Annotated in this window: 19 protein-coding genes; 15 read left to right on the top strand and 4 right to left on the bottom strand. The window is 55.2% G+C overall.

The window, feature by feature from the left end:
* Positions 1 to 95: 95 nt before the first annotated feature.
* The 6 genes from EHV07_RS18555 to lplT all read left to right on the top strand — a co-directional run bounded on the left by EHV07_RS18555 (position 96) and on the right by lplT (position 12,774).
* Positions 96 to 1,331 carry an MdtA/MuxA family multidrug efflux RND transporter periplasmic adaptor subunit gene (locus tag EHV07_RS18555; protein ID WP_147199644.1) on the top strand — a complete coding sequence of 412 codons (1,236 nt, stop codon included), beginning with the start codon at positions 96 to 98 and terminating at the stop codon, positions 1,329 to 1,331.
* Entirely contained in the window at positions 1,328 to 4,519 is a 3,192-nt protein-coding gene (locus EHV07_RS18550) for an efflux RND transporter permease subunit (protein ID WP_147199643.1), read from the top strand. The genes EHV07_RS18555 and EHV07_RS18550 overlap by 4 nt, the downstream gene beginning before the upstream one ends.
* Positions 4,516 to 7,611, top strand: a complete 3,096-nt coding sequence (locus tag EHV07_RS18545) for a multidrug efflux RND transporter permease subunit (RefSeq protein ID WP_147199642.1) — start codon at positions 4,516 to 4,518, stop codon at positions 7,609 to 7,611. Before EHV07_RS18550 ends, EHV07_RS18545 begins: the two co-directional genes overlap by 4 nt.
* A 2-nt stretch (positions 7,612 to 7,613) precedes the next feature.
* Positions 7,614 to 9,014, top strand: a complete 1,401-nt coding sequence (locus tag EHV07_RS18540; RefSeq protein WP_147200669.1) for an efflux transporter outer membrane subunit — start codon at positions 7,614 to 7,616, stop codon at positions 9,012 to 9,014.
* A 411-nt stretch (positions 9,015 to 9,425) separates the two neighbouring features.
* Complete coding sequence (gene aas, locus EHV07_RS18535) at positions 9,426 to 11,582, top strand: bifunctional acyl-ACP--phospholipid O-acyltransferase/long-chain-fatty-acid--ACP ligase (protein ID WP_147199641.1); 2,157 nt, start codon at positions 9,426 to 9,428, stop codon at positions 11,580 to 11,582.
* A complete protein-coding gene (gene lplT / locus EHV07_RS18530) occupies positions 11,575 to 12,774 on the top strand; it encodes a lysophospholipid transporter LplT (RefSeq protein WP_147199640.1) in 1,200 nt (399 codons plus the stop codon). The genes aas and lplT overlap by 8 nt, the downstream gene beginning before the upstream one ends.
* Before the next feature lie 162 nt (positions 12,775 to 12,936).
* Here the strand turns inward: lplT and EHV07_RS18525 are convergent, their stop codons facing one another.
* The 4 genes from EHV07_RS18525 to mutH form a co-directional block, all read right to left on the bottom strand.
* Positions 12,937 to 13,977, bottom strand: a complete 1,041-nt coding sequence (locus EHV07_RS18525; RefSeq protein ID WP_147199639.1) for an NADP(H)-dependent aldo-keto reductase — start codon at positions 13,975 to 13,977, stop codon at positions 12,937 to 12,939.
* A 213-nt stretch (positions 13,978 to 14,190) separates the two neighbouring features.
* Positions 14,191 to 14,406 (bottom strand): YgdI/YgdR family lipoprotein, encoded by a 216-nt coding sequence (locus EHV07_RS18520; protein ID WP_147199638.1) that lies wholly within the window; start codon positions 14,404 to 14,406, stop codon positions 14,191 to 14,193.
* 176 nt (positions 14,407 to 14,582) lie between these two features.
* Positions 14,583 to 15,293 carry a TerC family protein gene (locus EHV07_RS18515; RefSeq protein WP_147199637.1) on the bottom strand — a complete coding sequence of 237 codons (711 nt, stop codon included), beginning with the start codon at positions 15,291 to 15,293 and terminating at the stop codon, positions 14,583 to 14,585.
* A gap of 69 nt (positions 15,294 to 15,362) precedes the next feature.
* Positions 15,363 to 16,049, bottom strand: coding sequence for a DNA mismatch repair endonuclease MutH (mutH, locus tag EHV07_RS18510; RefSeq protein WP_147199636.1), 687 nt, complete (start codon positions 16,047 to 16,049; stop codon positions 15,363 to 15,365).
* Between the two features lie 686 nt (positions 16,050 to 16,735).
* On the opposite strand from mutH, the gene rppH reads away from it, so the two are divergent.
* The 9 genes from rppH to EHV07_RS18465 all read left to right on the top strand — a co-directional run bounded on the left by rppH (position 16,736) and on the right by EHV07_RS18465 (position 24,348).
* Positions 16,736 to 17,260 (top strand): RNA pyrophosphohydrolase, encoded by a 525-nt coding sequence (gene rppH, locus EHV07_RS18505; protein WP_147199635.1) that lies wholly within the window; start codon positions 16,736 to 16,738, stop codon positions 17,258 to 17,260.
* Positions 17,261 to 17,272: 12 nt separating this feature from the next.
* A complete protein-coding gene (gene ptsP / locus EHV07_RS18500) occupies positions 17,273 to 19,519 on the top strand; it encodes a phosphoenolpyruvate--protein phosphotransferase (protein ID WP_147200668.1) in 2,247 nt (748 codons plus the stop codon).
* 138 nt (positions 19,520 to 19,657) lie between these two features.
* Positions 19,658 to 20,539, top strand: a complete 882-nt coding sequence (gene lgt / locus EHV07_RS18495) for a prolipoprotein diacylglyceryl transferase (protein ID WP_147199634.1) — start codon at positions 19,658 to 19,660, stop codon at positions 20,537 to 20,539.
* Positions 20,536 to 21,330 carry a thymidylate synthase gene (gene thyA / locus EHV07_RS18490; RefSeq protein ID WP_147199633.1) on the top strand — a complete coding sequence of 265 codons (795 nt, stop codon included), beginning with the start codon at positions 20,536 to 20,538 and terminating at the stop codon, positions 21,328 to 21,330. The genes lgt and thyA overlap by 4 nt, the downstream gene beginning before the upstream one ends.
* 232 nt (positions 21,331 to 21,562) lie before the next feature.
* Complete coding sequence (locus EHV07_RS18485) at positions 21,563 to 22,012, top strand: prepilin-type N-terminal cleavage/methylation domain-containing protein (RefSeq protein ID WP_147199632.1); 450 nt, start codon at positions 21,563 to 21,565, stop codon at positions 22,010 to 22,012.
* The gene (locus tag EHV07_RS18480; protein WP_371419648.1) at positions 22,009 to 22,554 is read left to right on the top strand and encodes a prepilin peptidase-dependent protein; all 546 of its coding nucleotides are present in this window, start codon (positions 22,009 to 22,011) and stop codon (positions 22,552 to 22,554) included. The genes EHV07_RS18485 and EHV07_RS18480 overlap by 4 nt, the downstream gene beginning before the upstream one ends.
* On the top strand, positions 22,551 to 22,976 hold the full coding sequence (locus EHV07_RS18475) for a DUF2509 family protein (RefSeq protein ID WP_147199631.1): 426 nt from the start codon (positions 22,551 to 22,553) through the stop codon (positions 22,974 to 22,976). The genes EHV07_RS18480 and EHV07_RS18475 overlap by 4 nt, the downstream gene beginning before the upstream one ends.
* Complete coding sequence (locus EHV07_RS18470; RefSeq protein WP_147199630.1) at positions 22,969 to 23,277, top strand: prepilin-type N-terminal cleavage/methylation domain-containing protein; 309 nt, start codon at positions 22,969 to 22,971, stop codon at positions 23,275 to 23,277. Before EHV07_RS18475 ends, EHV07_RS18470 begins: the two co-directional genes overlap by 8 nt.
* Positions 23,278 to 23,598: 321 nt before the next feature.
* Positions 23,599 to 24,348 carry an oligogalacturonate-specific porin KdgM family protein gene (locus EHV07_RS18465; RefSeq protein ID WP_147199629.1) on the top strand — a complete coding sequence of 250 codons (750 nt, stop codon included), beginning with the start codon at positions 23,599 to 23,601 and terminating at the stop codon, positions 24,346 to 24,348.
* The last annotated feature ends 100 nt before the right edge of the window (positions 24,349 to 24,448 follow it).

Below are 24,448 nucleotides of genomic sequence, written 5' to 3'. Positions count from 1 at the left end.
CAATCATAATAGCGCTGGCCATTTTTTGGCCCGCGTTTTTCAGGCGGTGGCGGAGTGCTGCCGTTTCTTTGTTATTGCTGATTTTACAGAGCCTCATGACCCCAACGACTGCGAAAACCTCATCCCTACGACGTAAAAAGATCCTTTTACTGCTTCTGGTCATCCTCGTTGCACTACTGGCATGGCGCTTCTGGCCGAAAGGTTCCGGTGCGCCACAAGGCGCGGGGGGGCCTGGTGGTCCCGGCGGCCCCGGTGGCCCCGGCGGCATGATGATGTCAGGCCCAACGCCGGTACATGCAGGCGTCGTCACCACGGCGGACGTGCCGGTTTATCTCACTGCGTTGGGCACGGTGATCCCTAATGCAACCGTCACCGTTACCAGCCGGGTTGATGGCCAGCTGACCAACGTCTTTTTCACTGAAGGGCAGAAGGTCGCCGCAGGGCAGCTGCTCGCGCAGATCGATCCGCGCAGCTATGAGGCGACGATGGCGCAGTACCAGGGCGATCTTAATCAGAACCAGGCGCTGTTGAACAGCGCGCAGTTAACGCTGGCGCGTTACCGCAAACTCTATTCGCAGGATTCATTATCCCGTCAGGACCTGGATTCTCAGGTTGCAACGGTGGGGCAGTATAGCGGTGCGGTAAAAGCCGATCGGGCGCAGATTGCCGCGGCAAAACTCAATATTGAATTTGCCCGCATCACGTCACCTATCTCTGGTCGGGTTGGCCTGCGTTTAGTTGATGAAGGAAATATGGTGCACAGCAGCGATACGACCGGCATTGTCACCGTTACGCAGACCCAGCCTGCCGCCGTTACGTTCAGCGTGCCGCAAAGCAATATATCCACGCTGATAAAGGCGCTGCACAACGGCCAGAGTTTACCGGCCGCCGCCTTCGATCAGGATGGCAACAGCCAACTGGCGACCGGCAGCGTGAAATTTATCAGCAACCAGATCGACACCAGCACCGGCTCAATCGAGCTGAAAGCGCTGTTTTCCAATGAAGATGAGGCGCTCTATCCGAACCAGTTTGTGAATCTGCGGCTGCAAACCGGCACGCTGAAACAGGCCACGGTGATCCCCGCCCAGGCGTTGCAGCTGAGCAGCGACGGCAGCTTTGTCTACGTGATTAATAAAGACCAGACCGTGACGCGCAAAGCGGTAAAAACCGGCCCGACGCTGGGCGATTCGCAGCAGGCGATCCTGGAAGGTGTCACCGCAGGCGAGCAGGTTGTGACCGTGGGCATCGATCGTCTGAGCAGCGGCAGCAAAGTCTCTGTGGTAACGGCTGACGAAACCAAAGCGGCCAGCGGGAACGCGAAAGCGCAATGAATCCTTCCCGCCTGTTTATCGAGCGCCCGGTCGCGACAATTTTGCTGATGATCGGCGTGCTGATCTCCGGCATCTTTGCCTATAAATTTCTTTCCACCTCGGCGCTGCCGCAGGTGGACTATCCCACTATTCAGGTGACGACGCTCTATCCTGGCGCCAGTCCCGACGTGATGGCATCCAGCGTTACCGCGCCGCTGGAGCGCCAGCTCGGGCAGATGGCGGGCCTGAGCCAGATGGCGTCCAGCAGCTCAAGCGGTTCCTCGGTAATTACGCTGAAGTTCTCTCTTGACCTCTCGCTGGACGTGGCCGAACAGGAAGTGCAGGCGGCGATCAATGCGGCAGACAGCCTGCTGCCGTCCGATCTGCCCAATCCGCCGACCTATAAAAAGGTGAACCCGGCGGACACGGCGGTTATCACCCTGGCGGCCAGCTCGGATACGCTGCCGCTGATTAAGGTGCAGGATCTGGTTAACACGCGGGTTGCGCTGAAGCTGTCGCAGATTTCCGGTGTGGGAATGGTGACGCTGGCCGGGGGGCATCAGCCCGCTATTCGGGTGCGGATGGATCCGAAAGCGCTGGCGGCGCACGGCCTGACGCTGGAAGATGTCAACACGCTGATTAGCAACAGTAACGTCAATGGGTCGAAAGGGGGCTTTGACGGCACATATCACTCGGTGACCATTGATGCCAACGATCAGCTACGCACCGCCGAAGAATATGGCAACCTGATCCTGACGTATCAGAACGGCGCGGCGCTCAGGCTGCATGATATTGCCCATATCGAAGAAGCGGCGGAGAATACCTATCAGTCTGCGTGGGCCAATAATACGCCTGCCATCGTGATTGCCGTGCAGCGTCAGCCCGGCGCTAACGTCATCTCGGTTGTCGATAATATTAAAGCCCAGCTGCCTGCGTTGCAGGCGGCGCTGCCGGATGGCGTAAAAATCCAGATCCTCTCCGACCGCACGCAGACTATTCGCGCTTCCATCAGCGACGTGCAGTTTGAGCTGATGCTGTCGATTGCGCTGGTGGTGATGGTCACTTTCCTGTTCCTGCGCAACGTTGCAGCCACGCTGATCCCCAGCGTGGCCGTTCCGCTGTCGCTGGTCGGCACCTTTGGCGTGATGTATCTCTCGGGCTTCAGCCTGAATAACCTGTCGCTGATGGCGCTGACCATTGCCACCGGCTTCGTTATCGATGACGCCATCGTAGTGGTGGAGAACATCTCCCGCCGGCTGGAGCAGGGCGAAACGCCCATGGAAGCGGCGCTGAAAGGCTCGGCGCAAATCGGTTTTACCATCATCTCACTGACCTTCTCGCTGATCGCTGTCCTGATCCCGCTGCTGTTTATGGGCGATGTAGTAGGGCGGTTGTTCCGCGAGTTTGCCATCACCCTGGCGGTGTCGATTCTGGTTTCAATGCTGGTTTCCCTGACGCTGACGCCAATGCTCTGTGCTTATCTGCTGCGGCATATCCCGGAAGAGAAGCAGACGCGTTTTTACCGCAAAGGCGGACAGTTCTTCGATAAGCTGATTGCGGGTTATGACCGTCTGCTGACCATTGTGCTTAACCATCAGCGCCTGACGTTGCTGGTGGCGCTGGCAACGCTGGTGTTTACCGCCTTGCTTTATCTCATTATTCCAAAAGGCTTTTTCCCGTCGCAGGATACCGGTTTGATTCAGGGTGTGACGGTTGCCTCGCAGGATGTTTCCTTCAGTGAGATGGCAAAGCGACAGCAGCAGCTGGCGGAAATCGTGCTGAAAAATCCGGCGGTGGACAGCCTGTCGTCCTCCATCGGTATTGATGGCACCAATACCAGCCTGAACAGCGGTCGTTTGCAGATCAACCTGAAGTCTTTTGACGAGCGCGACGAACGTGCCGATGCGGTGATTGCCGAGCTGCAACAGGCGACGAAAAACGTGCCGGGGATCCAGCTTTATATGCAGGCTGCGCAGGATCTGACGGTTAACGATCAGGTCACGGCGGATAAATATCAGTTCTCGCTGGACGATGCCGACAGTGAAAACCTGGTAAGCTGGTCGCCTAAGCTGGTGGCGGCGCTGCAAAAGCGGCCTGAGTTCAGCTCGGTAGTGAGCAACCTTCAGGATCAGGGACAGGTGGCTTACGTTGAGTTGAACCGCGATGCCGCCGCGCGCTATGGCATTACCGCCTCTGACGTCGATACCGCGCTTTATAACGCGTTTGGCCAGCGGCTGGTCTCGACGATTTTTACCCAGTCAAACCAGTATCGCGTGGTGCTGGAAGTTGCGCCGCAGTATCAGCAGTCACCGGCCTCGTTTAACGATATCTGGCTGGCGGCCTCTTCCAGCACGGACAGCAGTTCCAGTTCGGCAAGCAGCACCAGCGCTTCGTCATCAAGCTCCTCTTCTGCCAGCAGTTCATCAAGCGGCAGCAGCACGACCACCAGCACCGGCATGGTGCGTCTGACCTCAATTGCCAAAATTCATCAGCGGATTGGATCGCTGGTGCATATGCGCCTGAATCAGTTCCCGGCGGTCACGGTCTCTTTCAACCTCAACGACGGCTACTCGCTGGAAGAGGCACAGAAGGCGATTGCAGAAACGCAGGAAAGCCTGAAACAGCCTTCCAGTATTACGCTGCGCTATCAGGGCGAAGCCGATGCGTTCCAGAGCGCCACCAGCAACACGCTGTGGCTGATCCTGGCTGCCTTGATGACCATGTACGTGGTGCTGGGCATTCTGTATGAAAGCTTTATCCATCCGGTGACTATTCTTTCCACGCTGCCGTCGGCAGCGGTCGGCGCGTTGCTGACGCTGCTGCTGGCGGGCAGCGAGTTCAGCCTGATTGCGTTAATCGGCGTGATACTGCTGATTGGCATAGTGAAAAAGAATGCGATTATGATGATCGACTTTGCGCTGGATGCGGAGAAAAACCAGCATCTCAGCCCACGTGAGGCGATCCATCAGGCCTGTCTGCTGCGTTTCCGGCCGATTTTGATGACGACCATGGCGGCATTGCTGGGGGCGCTGCCGCTGATGCTGGCATCCGGGTCGGGCGCGGAGCTGCGCCAGCCGCTGGGTCTGGTGATTGTCGGCGGGCTGATTTTCAGCCAGGTGCTGACGCTGTTCTCCACGCCGGTCATTTATTTGTGGTTTGACCGTCTGGCAGAGCGTGGCCGTCGCAGAATGCGTAAGGCGCGTGGATGAATATTTCCCGCTTCTTTATCTTCCGGCCCGTCACGACCCTGCTGTTGACGCTGGCCCTGCTGCTGCTCGGCGCGCTGGGCTATCGTCTGCTGCCCGTTGCGCCGCTGCCGCAGGTTGATTTTCCGACCATTATGGTTTCCGCCAGCCTGGCGGGAGCCAGCCCGGAAACCATGGCTGCGACGGTCGCCACGCCGCTTGAACGTTCGCTGGGGCAAATCGCGGGCATTACCGAGATGACCTCCAGCAGCTCGCAGGGTTCCACTAATATCATTTTGCAGTTCGAGCTGAACCGCGATATCAACGGTGCGGCGCGTGACGTGCAGGCCGCGATCAATGCAGCGCGCAGCCTGCTGCCGAGCAGTATGGCCTCGCTCCCCACCTACCGTAAGGCCAACCCGTCTGACGCACCGATTGTGATGCTGGCGCTGACGTCATCGACCCGTTCCAAAGGCGAACTTTACGACCTGGCCGAAAGCAAAATCGAGCAAAAAATTGCGCAGGTGCAGGGCGTAGGCGATGTCTCGCTAATGGGAAGCGCGCTGCCCGCGGTCAGAATCGATCTGCAACCGCAGATGTTGACGCATTTCGGCGTCTCGCTCGATAAAGTGCGGGAAGCGGTGGCCAACAGTACCACCAATCTGCCTAAAGGCATGTTGCAGGGCGACAAACAGTCGTGGGTGGTGGATGGTAACGGACAGCTTGAGCAGGCCAGCCAGTATCGTAACCTGATCGTTAGCTATCAGGACGGCCGCGCCATCCGTCTGAGCGATGTCGCGACCGTTTATGACTCCGTCGAAGACAAATACAACCTCGGTTATTACAACGATTCACCGTCGGTGATGATTGGCGTAACCCGCCAGGCGGGCGCCAACATGCTGGAGACGATTGATGCGATCAAAGCGCAGCTTCCCGCTCTGGAAAAAGATCTGCCCGCGGATACGAAACTCCATATCGTTGTGGATCGTTCGCCTAACGTTCGTGATTCACTGTATGACACCGAAGAAACGCTGCTGATCGCCATGATGCTGGTGATTGGCGTGGTGTTTGTTTTCCTGCGTAATTTGCAGGCGGTGGTGATCCCGGCACTGGCGCTGCCGGTGTCGCTGATAGGCACCTGTGCGGTGATGTATTTGCTGGGCTACAGCCTGGATAACCTCTCGTTGATGGCGCTGATTATCGCTACCGGTTTTGTGGTCGACGACGCCATCGTGGTGCTGGAAAACATCACGCGCTATATCGAGGAGGGGCTAAGCCCGGTGCGTGCTGCGTTAAAAGGCGCACACGAGGTGAGTTTTACCGTGCTGTCGATGACGCTGTCGCTGGTGGCGGTGTTCATTCCCATCTTGCTGATGGGCAGCATTGTCGGACGCCTGTTCCGCGAATTTGCCGTCACGCTGACCGTTTCCCTGATCATCTCCATGATCGTCTCGCTCAGCCTGACGCCAATGCTCTGTTCGCGCCTGCTGAAACGCAAGCCGGAAGTGACACGGCAACCGCATCCGGTTTACCAGTGGATCGAAAACGGGCTAAATCGTCTGCTGGCAGCCTATTCCCGCGCGCTGAACTGGGTGATGCGTCATCAGCGCCTGACGTTGTTCAGCCTGATCCTGACGGTGATCCTCAATCTGTTCCTCTATTCGGTGGTGCAGAAAGGCTTCTTCCCTAATCAGGATACCGGCCTGCTGATGGGCATGCTGCGCGCCGATCAGAACGTCTCTTTCCAGGACATGAAGCCGAAGCTGCAACAGTTCGCCAAAATGATCCAGCAGGACCCGGCGGTCGATGGCGTGATGTCATCGATGGGCAGCGGGGCGTTCGGCTCGCGGAATACAGCGAATTTCTTTGTGCATCTGAAGGACTATAAGCTGCGCGACGCGACCGCAACGGAAGTTGCCAACCGCCTGAGCGGGAAAACGAAAAATATTCCCGGCGTCGAGCTGTTTCTGATGGCGGCGCAGGATATTCACATTGGCGGACGCAGCGCCAACGCCAGCTATCAGTACAGTTTGCAGGCTGACGATCTGGATACGCTGCGCGTCTGGACGCCAAAAGTGAAAGCCGCACTGGAAGCGATCCCGCAGTTAACCAGCGTGGACTCCGATTCTCAGACCGGCGGTCAGGAAGTGATGATCAATATCGATCGCGACCGCGCCAAAAGGCTCGGCGTCGATGTGAATATGATTGATACGATGCTGAACAACTCTTTTGCTCAGCGGCAGGTGGCGACGCTATATAAAACGCTGAACCAGTATCACGTGGTGATGTCGTTGCAGGATGCTTACACCCGCGATCCCGAGATGCTCAATAAGCTGTATGTGGTGAACGATTCTGGCGAGCAGATCCCGCTTTCCGCCTTTGCCAGCTTTAGCGGCGCGAATGCACCGCTGTCGGTCGCGCACCAGGGGCAGTCTGCAACCAGCACGATCGCCTTTAACCTGGCGGACGGCGTCTCGCTGGAGCAGGCGCAGGCGTTAATCAAAACCGCGATGGCGAAGATTGCCTTGCCGGATACCGTTCAGGCGGGCTTCCAGGGCACGGCGAAAGCCTTTGCCGATCTTACTTCTTCCATGCCGTGGCTGATCCTGGCGGCGCTGATTGCCGTCTATATCGTGTTGGGCATGCTCTATGAAAGCTATATTCACCCGCTGACCATTCTCTCCACGCTGCCTTCTGCCGGGGTCGGCGCGCTGTTGCTGATGTTGCTGACCGGAACGCAGCTGACGGTCATCGCGCTGATCGGCATCCTGTTACTGATCGGCATTGTGAAAAAGAACGCCATTATGATGATCGACTTTGCGCTGGCCGCCGAGCGTAATCAGGGGCTTTCACCTCAGCAGGCGATTACGCAGGCGTGCCTGATGCGCTTCCGTCCGATTATGATGACCACGCTGGCCGCGTTCTTTGGTGCACTGCCGCTGGCGCTCGGCAGCGGGGGTGATGCCGATCTGCGCAGTCCGTTAGGGCTGGCCATTGCGGGCGGTCTGGCGCTGAGCCAGTTATTAACGCTGTTCACCACGCCGGTGGTGTATCTCTATCTTGACCGCGCCAGCCGTGCTACCAAACGGCAGTGGGCACGCCTCAGAGCTAATTAATGATGAAAATGAATAAACTCACACCCGTTTTGCTGGCGTTGCTTCTCAGCGGCTGCGCCGTGGGGCCTGATTACCATCGCCCGACGGTCAACGTGCCAACGCAGTATAAAGAGGCAAAAGGCTGGCGTGAGGCCACGCCGCAGGATGCGCAAAGCAAAGGCGAATGGTGGACGGTCTACCATGATGCCACGCTGAGCGGATTACTGAGCCAGGTCTCTGTTTCTAACCAAAACGTCGCGCAGTATGAGGCGCAATATCGCCAGGCGAAGGCGCTGGTTTCGGAATCTCGTTCCGATCTGTTCCCCAGCGCGACCTGGACCGGTTCCTCTACGCGCAGCGGAGCCGCGGGGAGCAGTACCAGCGGCTCCGGCCAACGAACGACCAGCAACAGCCAGTCTCTGGAAGCCAGCGCCAGCTGGGAACTGGATATCTGGGGCAAGCTCAGGCGCACGCTGGAAGAGAACAAAGCCAGCGCGCAGGCCAGCGCGGCCGAACTGGCTAACATTACCCTCAGCGCGCAGTCTGAGCTGGCGCAGGACTACTTCCAGCTGCGGATAATGGACCAGCAGATTGCGCTGTATCAGCAAAGCGTTGACGCCTATCAGCGCTACCTGACGGTGATTAATAATAAATATCAGGCAGGTAGCGAATCCCGCGCCACGCTCGCTCAGGCACAGATGCAGCTGGAAACCGCCCGGGCTTCCGCGCTGGATCTCAGCTGGCAACGTGCGCAGGCTGAGCACGCCATTGCACTGCTAATCGGTAAGACGCCAGCGGAATTCACGCTGCCGGCGGCAGAACTGAAGGCGACGCTACCGGCGATTCCGCACGCCGTGCCATCCTCGCTTCTTCAGCGTCGCCCGGATATTGCCTATGCAGAACGCAACGTAGCGGCGGCTAATGCGGCGGTCGGCGTGGCCATTGCGGGTTATTATCCCGATCTGACCCTGAGCGCGACCGGTGGGTTCACCAGTTCCGCCCTGCATAATCTGATTTCGCTGCCAAATCGCGTCTGGTCGCTTGGCCCGTCGCTCAGCGGCACGCTGCTGGACTTTGGCGCGACCTCATCTAAAGTGGAACAGGCCAGAGCCGCTTATGATGCCGACGTTGCCAGCTATCGTCAGGCGGTATTGACCGGCTTCCAGGAAGTGGAGAACTATCTGGTGGAGCTGAACACCTTGCAGGAAGAGATGCTGGCGCAGCAGCGCGCAACGGCCGCTGCCCAGGATTCAGCCCGCGTTACGCGCAATCAATATGAAGCCGGCATGATCGATTATCTCGACGTGGCGACCACGGAAAACAGCAGCCTCAGCCAGCAGCAAAGCCTGCTGTCATTGCAAAGCACGCAGTGGGTCGCCAGCGTTCAGCTTATCGCCGCGTTAGGCGGCGGCTGGGCCTTATAAGTGCGTTCAGCCATAAAAAAACGGACCCTGGGGTCCGTTTTTTCTAAGCGTGCTTTATTGAGTAAGCCCTGTTATCAAAACATTCCCTCTTCATCGTAAATGATTTCTCACCAGAACATACTTCGGCGAGAGACAGCTTGTGTATGGCGATTATTTCTCTTGCCGGGACTCGCAGTAATATTTATTGGGCAAAATATTTTCTGTGCTTGCCGGATTACATTAAAAATCCAGAAGTGCCAAAGGTATCGGAACCCCCATATCCAGCATGGACAGCCGTAAAACGTATAGCACCCATGGCGAAAGGGTGACGCATAAAGGCAAAGTTTATCGCCACAATATTTCACCTACTGCATTGTCTTGTGTCGCTATATCCTGCATCGTTACAGGCAGTTTTTTAGCTAAGGAGATGGCATGTTATTTTCATTTTTTCGCCTGCTTTTTCGCGTGGCGTTTCGTACCTCACTCGGCGGCGATCTGTCGGCTCTGCATAAAGAGAAAGTGCTGATTGTTCCCAATCACATGTCGTTTCTGGATGGCATGCTGCTGGCGCTGTTTCTGCCGATTAAACCGGTATTTGCGGTCTATTCCTCCATCAGCGAACAGTGGTACATGCGCGGGTTGCGTCCGCTGATCGATTTCGTTCCGCTGGATCCCACCAAGCCACTGTCGGTTAAGCATCTGGTAAAACTGATCAATACCGGACGACCGGTGGTCATCTTCCCGGAAGGGCGTATTACCGTCACCGGCTCCCTGATGAAAATTTACGACGGTGCGGGTTTTGTCGCGGCAAAATCTCAGGCTACCGTGGTGCCCATGCGCATTGAAGGCGCGGAATACTCGCCTTTTGGCCGTCTGGGTGGGGTGTTTAAGCGTCGCCTGTTTCCCCGCATCAGCCTGACCGTGCTGCCTGCTACCACCATTCCGATGCCGGAAGCCAAAACCGCACGTGAGCGTCGCAAGCTGGCCGGTGAGCATCTGCATCATATTATGATGGAAGCGCGTATGGCGGTGCGCCCGCGTGAAACGCTCTATCAGGCTTTTCTCTCTGCCCGTCACCGTTACGGACTGTTTAAGCCCTGTATTGAAGACGTCAATTTCCGTCCTGACAGCTATACCGGCCTGCTGAAAAAGGCGCTGGGCGTGGGGCGCATACTGGAGCGTTATACCTCATCTGGTGAATATATCGGTCTGCTGTTGCCGAATACGACCGTCACGGCGGCGGCGATCCTTGGCGCGACGATGCGCGGCCGCGTGCCGGCAATGCTGAACTATACGGCAGGCGTCAAGGGACTGGGCAGCGCGCTGCAAGCCGCTGAGGTGAAAACCGTGTTCACGTCCCGTCAGTTTATGGAGAAAGGCAAGCTCTGGCATCTGCCGGAAGAACTGACGCAGGTGAAATGGATTTTCCTTGAGGATCTGAAGGATACCGTCACTACTCAGGATAAGCTCTGGATCTTAAGCCGCCTGCTTCTCCCTCGTCTTGCGGCCGTCCCGCAGCAGCCGGAAGAGGCGGCGATGGTGCTGTTTACCTCTGGCTCCGAGGGCCACCCAAAAGGCGTGGTGCATTCGCATAAAAGCCTGCTGGCCAACGTCGAGCAAATCCGCACCGTGGCTGACTTTACGCCGCGCGACCGTTTTATGTCGGCGCTACCGCTGTTCCATGCGTTTGGTCTGACGGTTGGCCTGTTTACGCCGCTGATGACCGGCGCCCAGGTGTTCCTCTACCCAAGCCCGCTTCATTACCGCATCGTGCCTGAGCTGGTTTATGACCGGAACTGTACGGTGTTGTTCGGCACCTCGACTTTCCTTGGCAACTACGCCCGTTTCGCCAATCCTTACGATTTTGCGCGCTTGCGCTATGTTGTCGCCGGTGCGGAAAAACTTCAGGAAAACACGCGCCAGGCGTGGATGGATAAATTTGGCATCCGCATTCTTGAAGGCTACGGCGTCACGGAGTGCGCACCTGTGGTGGCGATCAACGTCCCGATGGCCGCTAAAAATCATACCGTTGGCCGTATTTTACCGGGTATGGATTCGCGCCTGATTGCGGTGCCGGGTATTGAGCAGGGCGGCCAGCTCCAGCTACGCGGGCCAAATATTATGAAAGGCTATCTGCGCGTGGAGAAGCCAGGCGTGCTGGAAGCGCCTCAGGCCGATAATGGCGAAGGGCAAATGGAAGCCGGCTGGTATGACACCGGCGATATCGTTAGCTTTGACGAACATGGTTTCTGTCAGATTCAGGGGCGCGCGAAACGCTTTGCCAAAATTGCCGGTGAGATGGTGTCGCTTGAGACCGTGGAGCAAATAGCCCTGAAAGCCTCGGCAGAGAAACAGCACGCTGCCTCGATGAAGCCGGACGGCAATCGGGGAGAAGCCCTGGTCTTGTTTACTACCGACAGCGATTTAACCCGCGATCGGTTGCAGCGCGCCGCTCGCGAGTCAGGAAGCCCTGAACTGGCCGTGCCGCGTGATATTCGCTACCTGCAACAGCTGCCGTTGTTGGGCAGCGGGAAGCCCGATTTTGTTACCCTAAACGGCATGGCGCTTGCGGAGAATAAAGATGAGTAAGACCCGCGAAAGCCTGTTTTCCCGCAGCATGCTGGCGGTGATTGCCGCCCAGTTCTTTTCTGCATTCGGCGACAATGCCCTGCTGTTCGCGACGCTGGCAGTGCTAAAACAGCAGGTGTATCCCGACTGGAGCCAGCCGGTGCTGCAAATGGTTTTTGTCGCTACCTATATCATTCTCGCGCCGTTTGTCGGTCAGGTGGCGGACAGCTTTGCGAAAGGCCGGGTGATGATGTTCGCCAACGGCCTGAAGCTGCTGGGCGCGCTGGCGATCTGTTTTGGTTTTAATCCGTTTATCGGCTACAGCCTGGTGGGCGTCGGCGCGGCAGCCTATTCTCCGGCTAAATATGGCATTTTAGGCGAGATAACCGGCGGCGAAACGCTGGTTAAAGCCAATGGACTGATGGAGTCGTCGACCATTGCGGCGATCCTGATCGGATCCATCGCCGGTGGCGTGCTGGCCGACTGGAACCTGCTGGCGGCGCTGATTGCCTGTGTGGTGGCGTATGGTCTGGCGGTTGCGGCGAATCTGCTGATCCCAAAACTGGCTGCCGCACGTCCTGGACAAACGTGGCATCCCGTACAGATGTCGGCAAGTTTCTTCCGCGCCTGCCGCCTCCTGTGGCGTGACGGTGAAACCCGCTTCTCGCTGGTGGGCACCAGTTTGTTCTGGGGCGCAGGCGTCACGTTACGTTTCCTGCTGGTATTGTGGGTGCCCGTGGCGCTGGGTATTACCGACAACAAAACACCGACGTTGCTGAACGCGATGGTCGCCATCGGTATTGTTGTTGGGGCGATTGCCGCAGCAAAAATTGTCACGCTAAAAACGGTCGGCCGCTGTATGCCCGCAGGCGTGCTGATTGGCGTTGCCGTGGTGTTTTTCTCGTTGCAGCACACTGCCGCTGGCGCTTACGCGCTGCTGGTGATCATTGGCATGCTGGGCGGCTTTTTTGTGGTGCCGCTGAACGCACTGCTACAAATGCGTGGTAAAGAGAGCGTCGGTGCGGGGAACGCTATCGCCGTACAGAATCTTGGTGAAAACAGCGCAATGCTGCTGATGCTGGGCATCTATTCCGTGGCGATTAAGCTGGGTGCGCCGCCGGTAGCGACAGGAGTCGGGTTTGGTGCGCTGTTTGCGCTGGCGATTGCGGTACTCTGGGGATGGCAGCTGGCGCAAAAGCGCAGACAAATCTAAAGCGCGTGGAACTCAGGCCCGGAGCAAGCGACCAGCGCCATGAATGGCTCTGGTCGCGCCGGCATGGAAGCCGTTTCTGGCATCTTTGTGAAAGGCCTGAGTTTCTCTTGCCTGCACCCTGCCAAAAATATCCGGGCGGGACTTTTCCCGCCCTGTTGACCATTAAGGGGCCGGGAAAGTATAACGACGGTGAATCGCTTCCAGCGCCTGCATCACCTCTTCATCCAGCGTCAGATTGTAGCTGTCAATATTGATCTTAAGCTGTTCCAGCGTGGTAGCACCCAGCAACGTGCTGGCGACAAACGGCTGCTGACGCACAAAAGCCAGCGCCATCTGCGAAGGATCTAAATTATGCTTTTTGGCCAGCGCGACATATTCCGCAATGGCCAGCTGTGCCTGTTCGCCGCTGTAACGCGTAAAGCGGCTGAATAGCGTATTGCGAGCGCCTTCCGGTTTTGCGCCGTTGAGATATTTTCCGCTTAGCGTACCAAACGCCAGGCAGGAATAGGCCAGCAGCTCTACGCCTTCGTGCTGGCTGATTTCTGCCAGGCCAACCTCAAAGCTGCGGTTCAGCAGGCTATAGGGGTTCTGGATACTGACGATGCGTGGCAGCTCATGCTTTTCTGCCAGTTGCAGGTAGCGCATCACGCCCCATGGCGTTTCGTTAGACACGCCAATGTAGCGAATTTTTCCAGCCCGAACCTGTTCGTTTAGCGCCTCCAGCGTTTCCAGCAGCGTAACCGTTGCCGTACTCTCGGCATAGTCATAATTCAGCTTGCCGAAGTAATTGGTCTGCCGCTGCGGCCAGTGCAGCTGATAGAGATCCAGATAATCCGTGTTAAGCCGTTTCAGGCTGGCATCCAGCGCCTCGCGGATATTTTTACGATCCAGCGCCTGGCCCGGACGAATAGACGCGTCGGTGCCGCGTATCGGACCAGCGACTTTAGAGGCCAGCACGATTTTGTCACGGCTGCCGCGAGCCTTCAGCCAGCTGCCGATATATTTTTCCGTGAGTCCCTGCGTTTCCGGGCGCGGCGGCACCGGATACATTTCGGCGGTATCAATAAAATTAATACCTGAACGTAGTGCTAAATCCAGCTGGGCATGAGCATCGGCTTCGCTGTTCTGTTCGCCAAACGTCATAGTGCCTAAACCAAGGCGGCTAACTTCCAGCGTGCTGTGGGGGATACGATGATAGTGCATTTGCCGGCTTCCTTTTTTTCATTATTAAAAGCTGAACCTGGACCTTTTGCTACTGCAAAGCGCGGAGATACTGCCGCAGTCCGGCTTTTGACTATAACCGTCAGGTGCAAGAGGGGGAAGAGGCGATTTATCGGGAAGTGCTACGGCGCCACCCCAGCGTTAATATTGCGGTGGCGAAAGCGGATCGGATGCCTGGCGTTCTGCTATAAAAGATTAACGTTCCACAATCGATGAGACGTCATCACCATTGATTTGTAATTCATGACCTGAGCTATCGGTATATTTGACCAGGCCCGTATCTTTATCTATTTCAGGTTTTCCCTGCGTCATAATCATCTTGCCATCCCGGGTTGCCATCACGTAATCGCTACTACATCCACCGAGCAGTGTGGCCAGCATCAGCACCACTGCGCCAGACAGTACCTTCATATTTTGCTCCCTTAGCTGCTGTAACTTGTTGGAGTAGTAATAGCGTATTTTTGCGCAATACGTAACCGCAGAACTCTGAATTTATGGCATCAGCACGTCAGAACATTGACATTTTTCGTAAAGTGATATGACCAGGGGGCAGGAGGAAACTGGCCGGCAAAACCGGCCAGGCACTATTAAGCGTGATTCTTTTTATTACGCAGCAAATTCAGGCACTCTACGGCCATAGAGAAGAACATGGCGAAATAGATATAGCCTTTAGGCACGTGGACGCTGAAACTTTCCAGCATCAGCGTAAAGCCAACCAGGATCAGGAAACTCAGCGCCAGCATTTTCACCGAAGGATGACGCTCGACAAATTCGCCAATCGTACGGGCCGCGAACATCATCACGCCAACGGAAATAACCACCGCCGCCATCATGATAATCAGATGATCGGAGAGCCCGACCGCCGTAATGACCGAATCAAGGCTGAAGATAATATCCAGCAGCATAATCTGCACGATAGCGCCGAAAAATGAGTGAACGTTGGTCTGATGCTCTTCTTCGCCGCCTTCAATGGTTTCATGGATTTCCTGGCTGGATTTCCACAGCAGAAACAGGCCGCCAAACAGCAGAATCAAATCACGGGCGGAGAAGCTGTGATCCATCACGGTAAACAGCGGCGTAGTCAGACGAATAACCCAGGCGATAGACGCTAACAGGCCCAGACGCATCAACATTGCGCCTGCAAGGCCCAGACGGCGGGCTGCATGCTGCTGCTTTTTGGGAAGTTTGGCGACAACCAGAGAGAGGAAAATAATATTATCAATACCCAGAACGATTTCAAGAATCGTTAGCGTACCCAGCGCCAGCCAGGCATTGGGATCTGCAATCCAATCAAACATACTAACATCGCATCCTAAACGAAAGGTAAACGAAGAGTATACCTGGTCAGGCGGCAAGCAGCTAAAGCTTTACAGTAAAAAATGGCGGGCAAGCAGGGGGGCAGTAAAGGTTTTTTTCAGGTAAAAGCCGCGTGGCAACGTCATGATCGGTTGACCATTTTCACCAATCCCTTCGGTAAGCGCTTTACTGTTCGCGGCTTTTGGCCGGATTTGCAGCACTTCGCCATGCCGCGCGGTGATACGTTCGACCTGGCCAAGCACAATCATATCCATCAGTTCTTCCCAGTCACAGCGCAGCAAAGTCTCTTCTTGCTGGCTGGGACTCCACAGCAGCGGTGCACCGACCCGACGTATCGCCAGCGGAATAGTGCGTTCGCCTTCCACCGGAACCCACAGCACTCGGGTCAGCTTATGACGCACGTGACTGGTTTCCCACGTTACGCCGCTGTTACCCGTCAGGGGAGCGACGCAGACGAAAGTTGTTTCCAGCGGGCGTCCCAGCGCATCGATCGGGATGGTTTTCAGCTCCACGCCAATCTCCGCAAAATCCTGTTCTGGCTTACTGCCGGCGCTGGCACCCAGGTAGCGTTCAAGCAGCATGCCGACCCAGCCTTTATCCCGGCGAAGATCGGGCGGGATCAGCAGACCGGCTCGTAACGCCAGCTCGCCCAGCGTATAACCTGCCAGCCGCTGCGCCCGCTCCAGCAGGATCGTTTCATTTTCAGGGGGCGTAACCGCAACAAAATCAGATGCCATGAATAACCTTTTTGAACTGATTAAAAAATAACCACTCTTTTTGCCTGCCGAAGGCTAACCGACTCTGGCGGTGCAAAAGTCGAATAATAGCATGATAAATCATGGCTTTTTATTTTGCCTCCCGCTCATGACTAAGCCATGCCACAAGGTTATGCGCGAGTTGTCACCGACAATGAACAGGATCTTACACGTAGTTATCCACAGAAAAATGGGATAAGTCGCTTTTTACAATAATACTGTTTTGATTTACAGCCTTGACGGCACCATTTTACCATTTTTTCACCCTTTTTTGCTTATCATCGCACCATAAGCTGTGGATAAAAGGTGCATTGTTCGATCTTTGGTCAGTTGGTGATCATGCCTTTGTGACCGGAGTATGAAGGGTGTCGAAGCTGCGCCATTCTCCAGATAATTCCTATGATATTTAGCAGGTTAAGCTGCGGACATTCCTCTGCCTTTTACCTGGCCTGGAAAGTTTTCCCCAAATGTTAACCGAGTTCTGCACAAAGCTATCCACAGAAAAGGTGAATAAGATCGAGTAAAATCGGCAAATTCTGTTTATAACTTTGTTTCCAACTGCGAGTTATCCCGTGATTAGCGCCGTTCAAGGCCGCAAAGCAGTGGTTTACCGCCTGTGAGGAGTATGAAACAATCAGAACATCCGAGTTTTAGTTTGAGGTAGTCCAGTGATCGATGATGATGGCTACCGCCCGAATGTTGGTATCGTAATTTGTAACAGGCAGGGACAAGTGTTGTGGGCCAGAAGATATGGTCAGCACTCCTGGCAGTTTCCTCAGGGAGGCATTAATCCTGGCGAAACCGCGGAACAAGCGATGTATCGAGAACTTTTCGAAGAAGTCGGTTTGCACCGCAAGGATGTCCGTATTCTTGCCTCTACCCGAAACTGGTTACGCTATAAGTTGCCAAAACGTTTGGTGCGTTGGGACACAAAGCCGGTTTGTATCGGCCAGAAACAGAAGTGGTTTCTTCTGCAATTATTGTGCAATGACGCGGATATCAACATGCAGACCAGCAGCACGCCGGAATTTGACGGCTGGCGCTGGGTCAGCTTCTGGTATCCGGTGCGCCAGGTAGTCTCTTTCAAGCGCGACGTTTATCGCCGGGTGATGAAAGAATTTGCTGGCGTAGTAATGCCGCTGCAGGAGAACGCCGTACAGCGCAATGCGCTTTATCGACGGAAAAGAGGGTAAGCCACTCCGATGATGCTTACACAGCTGCGCGAGATAGTGGAAAAAGTGGCAGGGGCGCCCCGGCTGACCGAGGCGCTGGATATCCTGGTTAACGAGATCTGCCTGGCGATGGATACCGAAGTGTGTTCGGTCTATCTGGCCGATCACGATCGTCGCTGCTATTACCTGATGGCGACTCGCGGCTTGAAAAAGCCACGAGGCCGCACCGTCGCACTGGCCTTTGACGAAGGGATCGTCGGGCTGGTCGGGCGTCTTGCCGAACCGATTAACCTCGCCGATGCGCAGAGCCACCCCAGCTTCAAATATGTTCCTGCCGTCAAAGAGGAGCGTTTCCGTTCTTTTTTAGGCGTACCGATTATCAGCCGCCGTCAGCTGCTTGGCGTGCTGGTTGTTCAGCAGCGGGAACACCGCCAGTTTGATGAAAGCGAAGAATCGTTTTTGGTTACGCTGGCAACCCAAATGGCGACAATTCTGTCGCAGTCACAGCTTAATGCCCTGTTTGGTCAGTATCGCCAAACCCGTATTCGTGCGCTGGCCGCAGCACCTGGCGTTGCCGTTGCCGAAGGCTGGGTCGACAGCACACAGCCGTCGCTGGAAAATGTTTTCGCTGCCTCCACGCTGGACACCGCGCGCGAGCGTGAAAGATTGTCGCTGGCGATGGATGAAGCCTCCGGCGAGTTTCGCCGCTACAGCAAGCGGTTCACCTCCAGCGTGCATAAAGAAAGCGCGGCGATCTTCGATCTCTATTCCCACCTGCTGAGCGACAATCGCCTGAAAAAAGATCTCTATACCGAGATCGATAACGGATCGGTAGCCGAATGGGCCGTAAAAAAGGTCATTGAGAAGTTTGTCCATCAGTTCGCCAGCTTACAGGATAGCTACCTTCGCGAACGGGCTGGCGACTTGCGCGTGCTGGGGCAGCGCCTGCTTTTTCACCTCGATGACACCGTGCAGGGCACTAATACCTGGCCTGAACGCTTTGTGCTGGTCGCTGATGAACTGACGGCGACAACGCTGGCGGAGCTGCCGCACGATCGTCTCGCAGGCGTCGTGGTTCGTGACGGTGCGTCGAATTCTCACGCGGCGATCATGGTTCGCGCGATGGGCATTCCAACGGTGATGGGTGCTGATATTCAGCCGGAGTTGCTGAACGGCCGGCTATTGGTCGTGGATGGCTATCGCGGCGAGCTGCTGGTCGATCCAGAACCGATGCTGGTGCAGGAATATCAACGTCTTATCAGTGAAGAAAACGAGCTGAGCAAGCTGGCAGAAGACGTGGTGGAATGCCCGGCAGCGCTGAAATCGGGCGAGCCGGTAAAGGTGATGCTCAATGCCGGATTAAGCGCCGAGCATGAGCAGGCGCTGGGTAGCTGGGTTGACGGCGTGGGGCTGTACCGCACGGAAATTCCTTTCATGCTACAAAGCGGCTTCCCTTCTGAAGAGGAGCAGGTCGCGCAGTATCAGGGCATGCTGCAACTGTTTCTGGAAAAGCCGGTGACGCTGCGAACGCTCGATGTGGGAGCGGATAAACAGCTGCCCTACATGCCTATTAGCGAGGAAAACCCTTGCCTGGGCTGGCGTGGCATCCGTCTGACGCTCGATCAACCAGAGATCTTTCTTGTCCAGGTACGGGCAATGCTACGCGCCAACGTCGCCAGCGATAATCTGAGCATTTTGCTGCCGATGATCACCAGCATTGATGAAATTGATGAGGCGATCAGGCTGATCGAGCGTGCGGCTCGGGAAGTAGAAGAGATGCTCGGCTACGCCATTCCAAAGCCCCGCCTCGGCGTGATGATTGAAGTGCCGTCAATGATCTTTATGATCGGCCACCTGGCAAAACGCGTCGACTTTATTTCCGTCGGCACCAACGATCTGACCCAGTATTTGCTGGCCGTCGATCGTAACAATACCCGAGTAGCGAACCTGTACGACAGCCTGCATCCGGCGATGCTGCGGGCGTTAAAAACCATTGCTGAAGAAGCGAAGCTGGCCGGTATCGAACTGTGCCTGTGTGGTGAAATGGCGGGAGATTCCAGCTGTGTTGCGCTGCTGATTGGTCTGGGCTATCACCACCTCAGCATGAATGGCCGCAACGTGGCCCGGGTAAAATACCTGCTTCATCATATCGATTATGAAGAGGCGCAAAAGCTGGCGGAAACCAGCCTCCGGGCACAGCTGGCCAGCGAAGTCCGCCATCTGGTCGCCGCCTTTATGGAGCGACGTGGCTTAGGCGGATTGATCCGCGGCGGACGTTAGGCTGCAACAAAGTTACAGTTCCGGCGGGATGGCCTTTGCTGCCTGTGCTATGATGCGCGCCTTATATGCAGCGCCTTGCGCGCACTGGTTTATTCACTCCGGCGCCTGCGGGCCAGGGACTATTAAAAATGGTGAAAGATGACTAACGGCTATCTGGCTTTCCCCCAATTTGATCCGGTGATTTTCTCTGTCGGGCCGATTGCTCTGCACTGGTACGGTTTGATGTACCTGGTCGGCTTTATATTTGCCATGTGGCTGGCCGTGCGCCGCGCCAACAAGCCGGGCAGCGGCTGGACGAAAGATGAAGTCGAAAACCTGCTCTATGCCGGTTTCCTCGGCGTTTTCCTCGGTGGCCGTATCGGTTACGTGCTGTTTTACAACCTGCCGCTGTTTCTGGATAACCCGCTTTATCTGTTTAAGGTCTGGGATGGCGGCATGTCGTTCCACGGCGGCTTAATCGGCGTGATTTGCGTCATGCTGTGGTTTGCCCGTCGCACCAAACGTAATTTCTTCCAGGTAGCGGATTTTATTGCGCCGCTGATCCCGTTTGGTCTTGGCGCTGGCCGCCTGGGCAACTTTATCAATGGTGAGCTTTGGGGCCGCGTCGCGCCCGATTTGTCGTGGGCGATGCTGTTCCCCGGCTCGCGTGGCGAAGATATCGCCCTGGCTGCCACTCATCCAGAATGGCAGTCGCTGCTGGCGACCTATGGCGTACTGCCGCGCCATCCTTCTCAGCTTTACGAGCTGATACTTGAAGGGGTGGTACTGTTTATCATTCTGAATATCTTTATCCGTAAAAACCGCCCAATGGGCGCTGTCTCTGGCCTGTTCCTGATTGGTTACGGCACGTTCCGCTTTATTGTGGAATTCTTCCGTCAGCCGGATGCGCAGCTGGGCCTGTTCGACAACGCCATCAGCATGGGGCAAATTCTTTCGACGCCAATGATTTTCGCTGGCGTGATTATGATGATTTGGGCTTACCGCCGTCGAACTACGCAGCAACTACGTGAGGAAAAATGAAACAGTATCTGGAATTAATGCAAAAAGTGCTGACCGAAGGCACGCCGAAAAATGACCGTACCGGCACCGGCACGCTGTCAATTTTTGGTCATCAGATGCGTTTCAACTTGCAGGAAGGTTTTCCGCTGGTCACGACTAAAAAATGTCATCTGCGCTCCATTATCCACGAGCTGCTTTGGTTCCTGAAGGGCGAGACGAATATCGCCTATCTGAAGGAAAACAAAGTCACTATCTGGGATGAGTGGGCGGATGAAAATGGCGATCTCGGTCCGGTTTACGGCAAACAGTGGCGTAGCTGGGGCGCGCCAAACGGTGAGCAGATCGACCAGCTGGCTAAAGTGATGCAGCAGTTGAAAAACGACCCGGATTCCCGCCGCATCATCGTTTCTGCCTGGAACGTTGGCGAGCTGGACGAAATGGCGCTGGCACCCTGTCACGCTTTCTTCCAGTTCTACGTGGCGGACGGGAAGCTTTCCTGCCAGCTCTACCAGCGCTCCTGCGATGTTTTCCTCGGCCTGCCGTTTAACATCGCCAGCTATGCGCTGTTGGTGCATATGGTCGCGCAGCAGTGTGATTTGCAGGTCGGTGATTTTGTCTGGACGGGCGGCGATACGCACCTGTACAGCAACCATATGGAACAAACCGATCTGCAACTGACTCGTGAGCCGCGTCCGCTGCCGAAGCTGGTTATTAAGCGTAAACCCGCCTCACTGTTCGACTATCGCTTCGAAGATTTTGAAATCGAAGGATACGATCCCCATCCAGCCATCAAAGCGCCGGTCGCGATCTGATGCTCATAACCAGGAGCGGATTTATCCGCTCCTGAACGTCCGTTTGCCTTCTCACACTTCATTTCTCCTGCAAAAAAGCATGCCGCCGTTCTGCGCCGGTAGCCGTCTTTTTGCGAGCAATCCCGCAGGTCAGTACCCGTAGCACTGCAAACGGAATTAAAGGCCGGAGCACGTCTCGCAACGCTGATATTGGTCTGTGGATCGCTTTTAGCAAAAAAGCCACCCTGTGAAGATGAACAGGACAAGCGGATTTACCTTACTGGAACTGCTGGTGGTAATGGTGATTGCCACTACGCTGATGCTGGGCGGCGTTATGGGCTGGCGCCACTGGCAGCAGCAGCAGCGGCTCAACGCCAGCGCGCGCCAGATCCAGCACTTTTTACTGCGGCTGCGCAACGACGCTAACGGGCACAACCAACAGATACTGCTGTGGCAAATAAGCGGTCAGCCCTGGTGTCTGGGCGGTGGGCCAAAAACGACGTGCGGGCACAAACAGCGCAGAACGCTGACTGCCAGCTGGGAAGAGATCGGTCTGCTCTCTCTGACGGAGGGAATGGGGTTTTATGGACGACGTAACGTTGCCAAACCGGGACGGATTGTCATCGCCAGCGAGGCCGGTGAGCGGCATATCATCGTTTCATCACGGGCCAGAGTGCGCATTTGTCAGGATGCCTGCCCATGAATCAGCGTGGTTTTACCCTGCTGGAAATGCTGATTGCTCTGGCTATCAGCAGCGTGTTGATGCTGGGCATCGCGCGTTTTCTGCCTGCTTTACAGATGAATAACCTGCGCACCCTGATGGCATTTCAGCTTCATGAAGAGTTAAGGCTGATGATGAACTCGCTGGAAAAAGCGGTGCGCCGCGCCGGTTATTGCGCCGGGGAATGCGTGGGAGAAGGGCTCACAATCAGCACCGCTGGCGGCATGTGCCTGTTAGTGCGCTGGGATGAAAACAGCAACGGAAAATGGGAGGGAACGAATAATGAAAACAGCGATTATTATGGCTACAGATTGCGTAACGGCAACCTCGAAACCCAGCGTGGCGTAAGCAGCTGCGAGTCCGCAGGTTGGGAAAAACTGAACGATCCTGCCTCTGTTGCTATTAGCGCGTTCCAGATAACACGAGCGGATCGGCAAATACGTCTGCTACTGAGCGGATACGCCACCGCTTTTCCCGACGTTCCGCTTACGCTGGAAAGCTGGATAACGGCAGGAAATTTATGAACTCACGGCAACAAGGGAGCGGCGCGCTGATAGCGGTAATCATATTATTACTGATGTCGGCGATGCTGCTCAATGCCACCCGTCAGCAGGCAGAGGATGCTCTGAGTCTGGTGGCCGATGAGCGTATCTGGTTTCAGCAGGCAAGCCTGGCGGAATCGGCGCTGAACTGGGGCAAGCAACGGCAGTGGCCGGAAGGGGAAGCTGGCTGGCAGTGTCAGATCGAATCCTTTTTCCGCTGGCGGGCCTGTTTGCTGATTGAGCAAGAGCGCGTACTGTTGAAGGGGGACAGCGGGGCGGGAACGCTGGCTTTTTATCAGTGGGTGAGCCGGGTTACGGGTACGGAGAAACTCCTCGCTCAGCCGCACGGCTGGCTTGACTATTGCCCATACACCGAAGAGAAAAGGTGTTTTTCAGATGAATAAACAGGGGGGTTTTAGCCTGCCGGAAACGCTGGTAGCGTTACTGCTGTTCTCGCTGAGTTTTACCGCGCTGTTGCATTATCAGCTTGCACAAGCGAAAGGATTTCAGCTTCAGATACAGCAGCGAGAAGCCTGGTATCGTGCCTGGCTTCGATTCGAAGGCTATGAGGCAGCAGGCTGGGAGACAACGCTCGGTAAAAAAATGGGGCCAGCTGGCTGTCAATTGCTAACATCAACCGCAGTCAGCCCGGCAGGACGCGAAGCAACGCTGCAACAGTTACGCTGTAATAAAAACAGCGATTAGCTTGTATTCTCATATTATGAGAACTGGCTTCAGGATATCTTTTTGCCGCTGCCAGTAAAATAGTATTAATGGCAATATCGTAAAGGTTTAAAGCCGATGCATCCATTAGTTTTCTCAGGGGTGTATTTAACGTGCAAACTATTTTTTCAGTAATGCATTGAAAATATAAATCCCCCACGCGTTAAACACTTCAGTTGTTGACGATGGATTTTATCTGAATGGATATTTTAAAAACAGGAGATTAAATAACATTAACCCGTAATGGATGCATGATTTTGATACCTTTATTCTGTTTAACACGGATGTCATGGAAGAACGATTATGAAAAGATTTGCGAAGTATTCACTATTTTTAAGTCTTGCACTGGGATTTGCCGATCAGATTCAGGCCGAAGCGGTTAAAGATGTTACGGTAGACTACCGACACGGCTATCGCCTGCGCGATCGTACTCATTACGACAAGCTGGCTTTAGGCGCCAACCTTCCTGATAATTACGCTTTTATAGTGGAAACCAAGTTTAAAACGGGTGGGCCAGATCCGAAAGACAAGTTTTACTATGATACCGTCCTGAACGTTGTGGAAATGACGTTACTGAAAACGTTTAACTACGGTAACTGGACGGTTTCGCCATTTATTCAGCCGGAATTCAGCTCTGTCAGAACAGAATGGAAATTTGGTGTAGCCCCCTGGTATAAAATTAATGACAGTTGGTCACTCGGCGGTTTATATCGTCTGGAGCTTAGCGATTACGCCCATGACAGCCAGTGCGATGATGTGGGCCATGATAATTGCAGTTTGGATCGTCACCGGACGGTTAATCGATTCGATGCTTATTTTCGCTACCGTTTGGAAAATCTGATTAGCACGTATAAATTTATTTATATGCATGGCGATGACAAACTTTTTGCCAACAAGAAAAGTAATTATGAACAGGAACTTCAGTTCGATTATATCCTTGGCGACAATAAAGAGTGGAGACCTTATGTGACTTTTGCGGATATTGGCAGAAGCGCTTACTCCAGCGAGCGGCAGCTCCGCTTACGTATGGGCGTGGTCTACACCTTTAAATAATGCTTGCTGATTGCTAAACCGTCTGGCCGATGCATTTGCAACGGCCTTCGGCTCGGGTACAGTGTTCACGCAGAGCATTAGTCCCAAAGCAGGAGCAGAC

The organism is Pantoea sp. CCBC3-3-1, from assembly GCF_007981265.1.
GTDB lineage: Bacteria > Pseudomonadota > Gammaproteobacteria > Enterobacterales > Enterobacteriaceae > Erwinia.
Note: the sequence above shows the minus strand (reverse complement) of the source record. Positions and strands in the feature narration are given on the sequence as shown.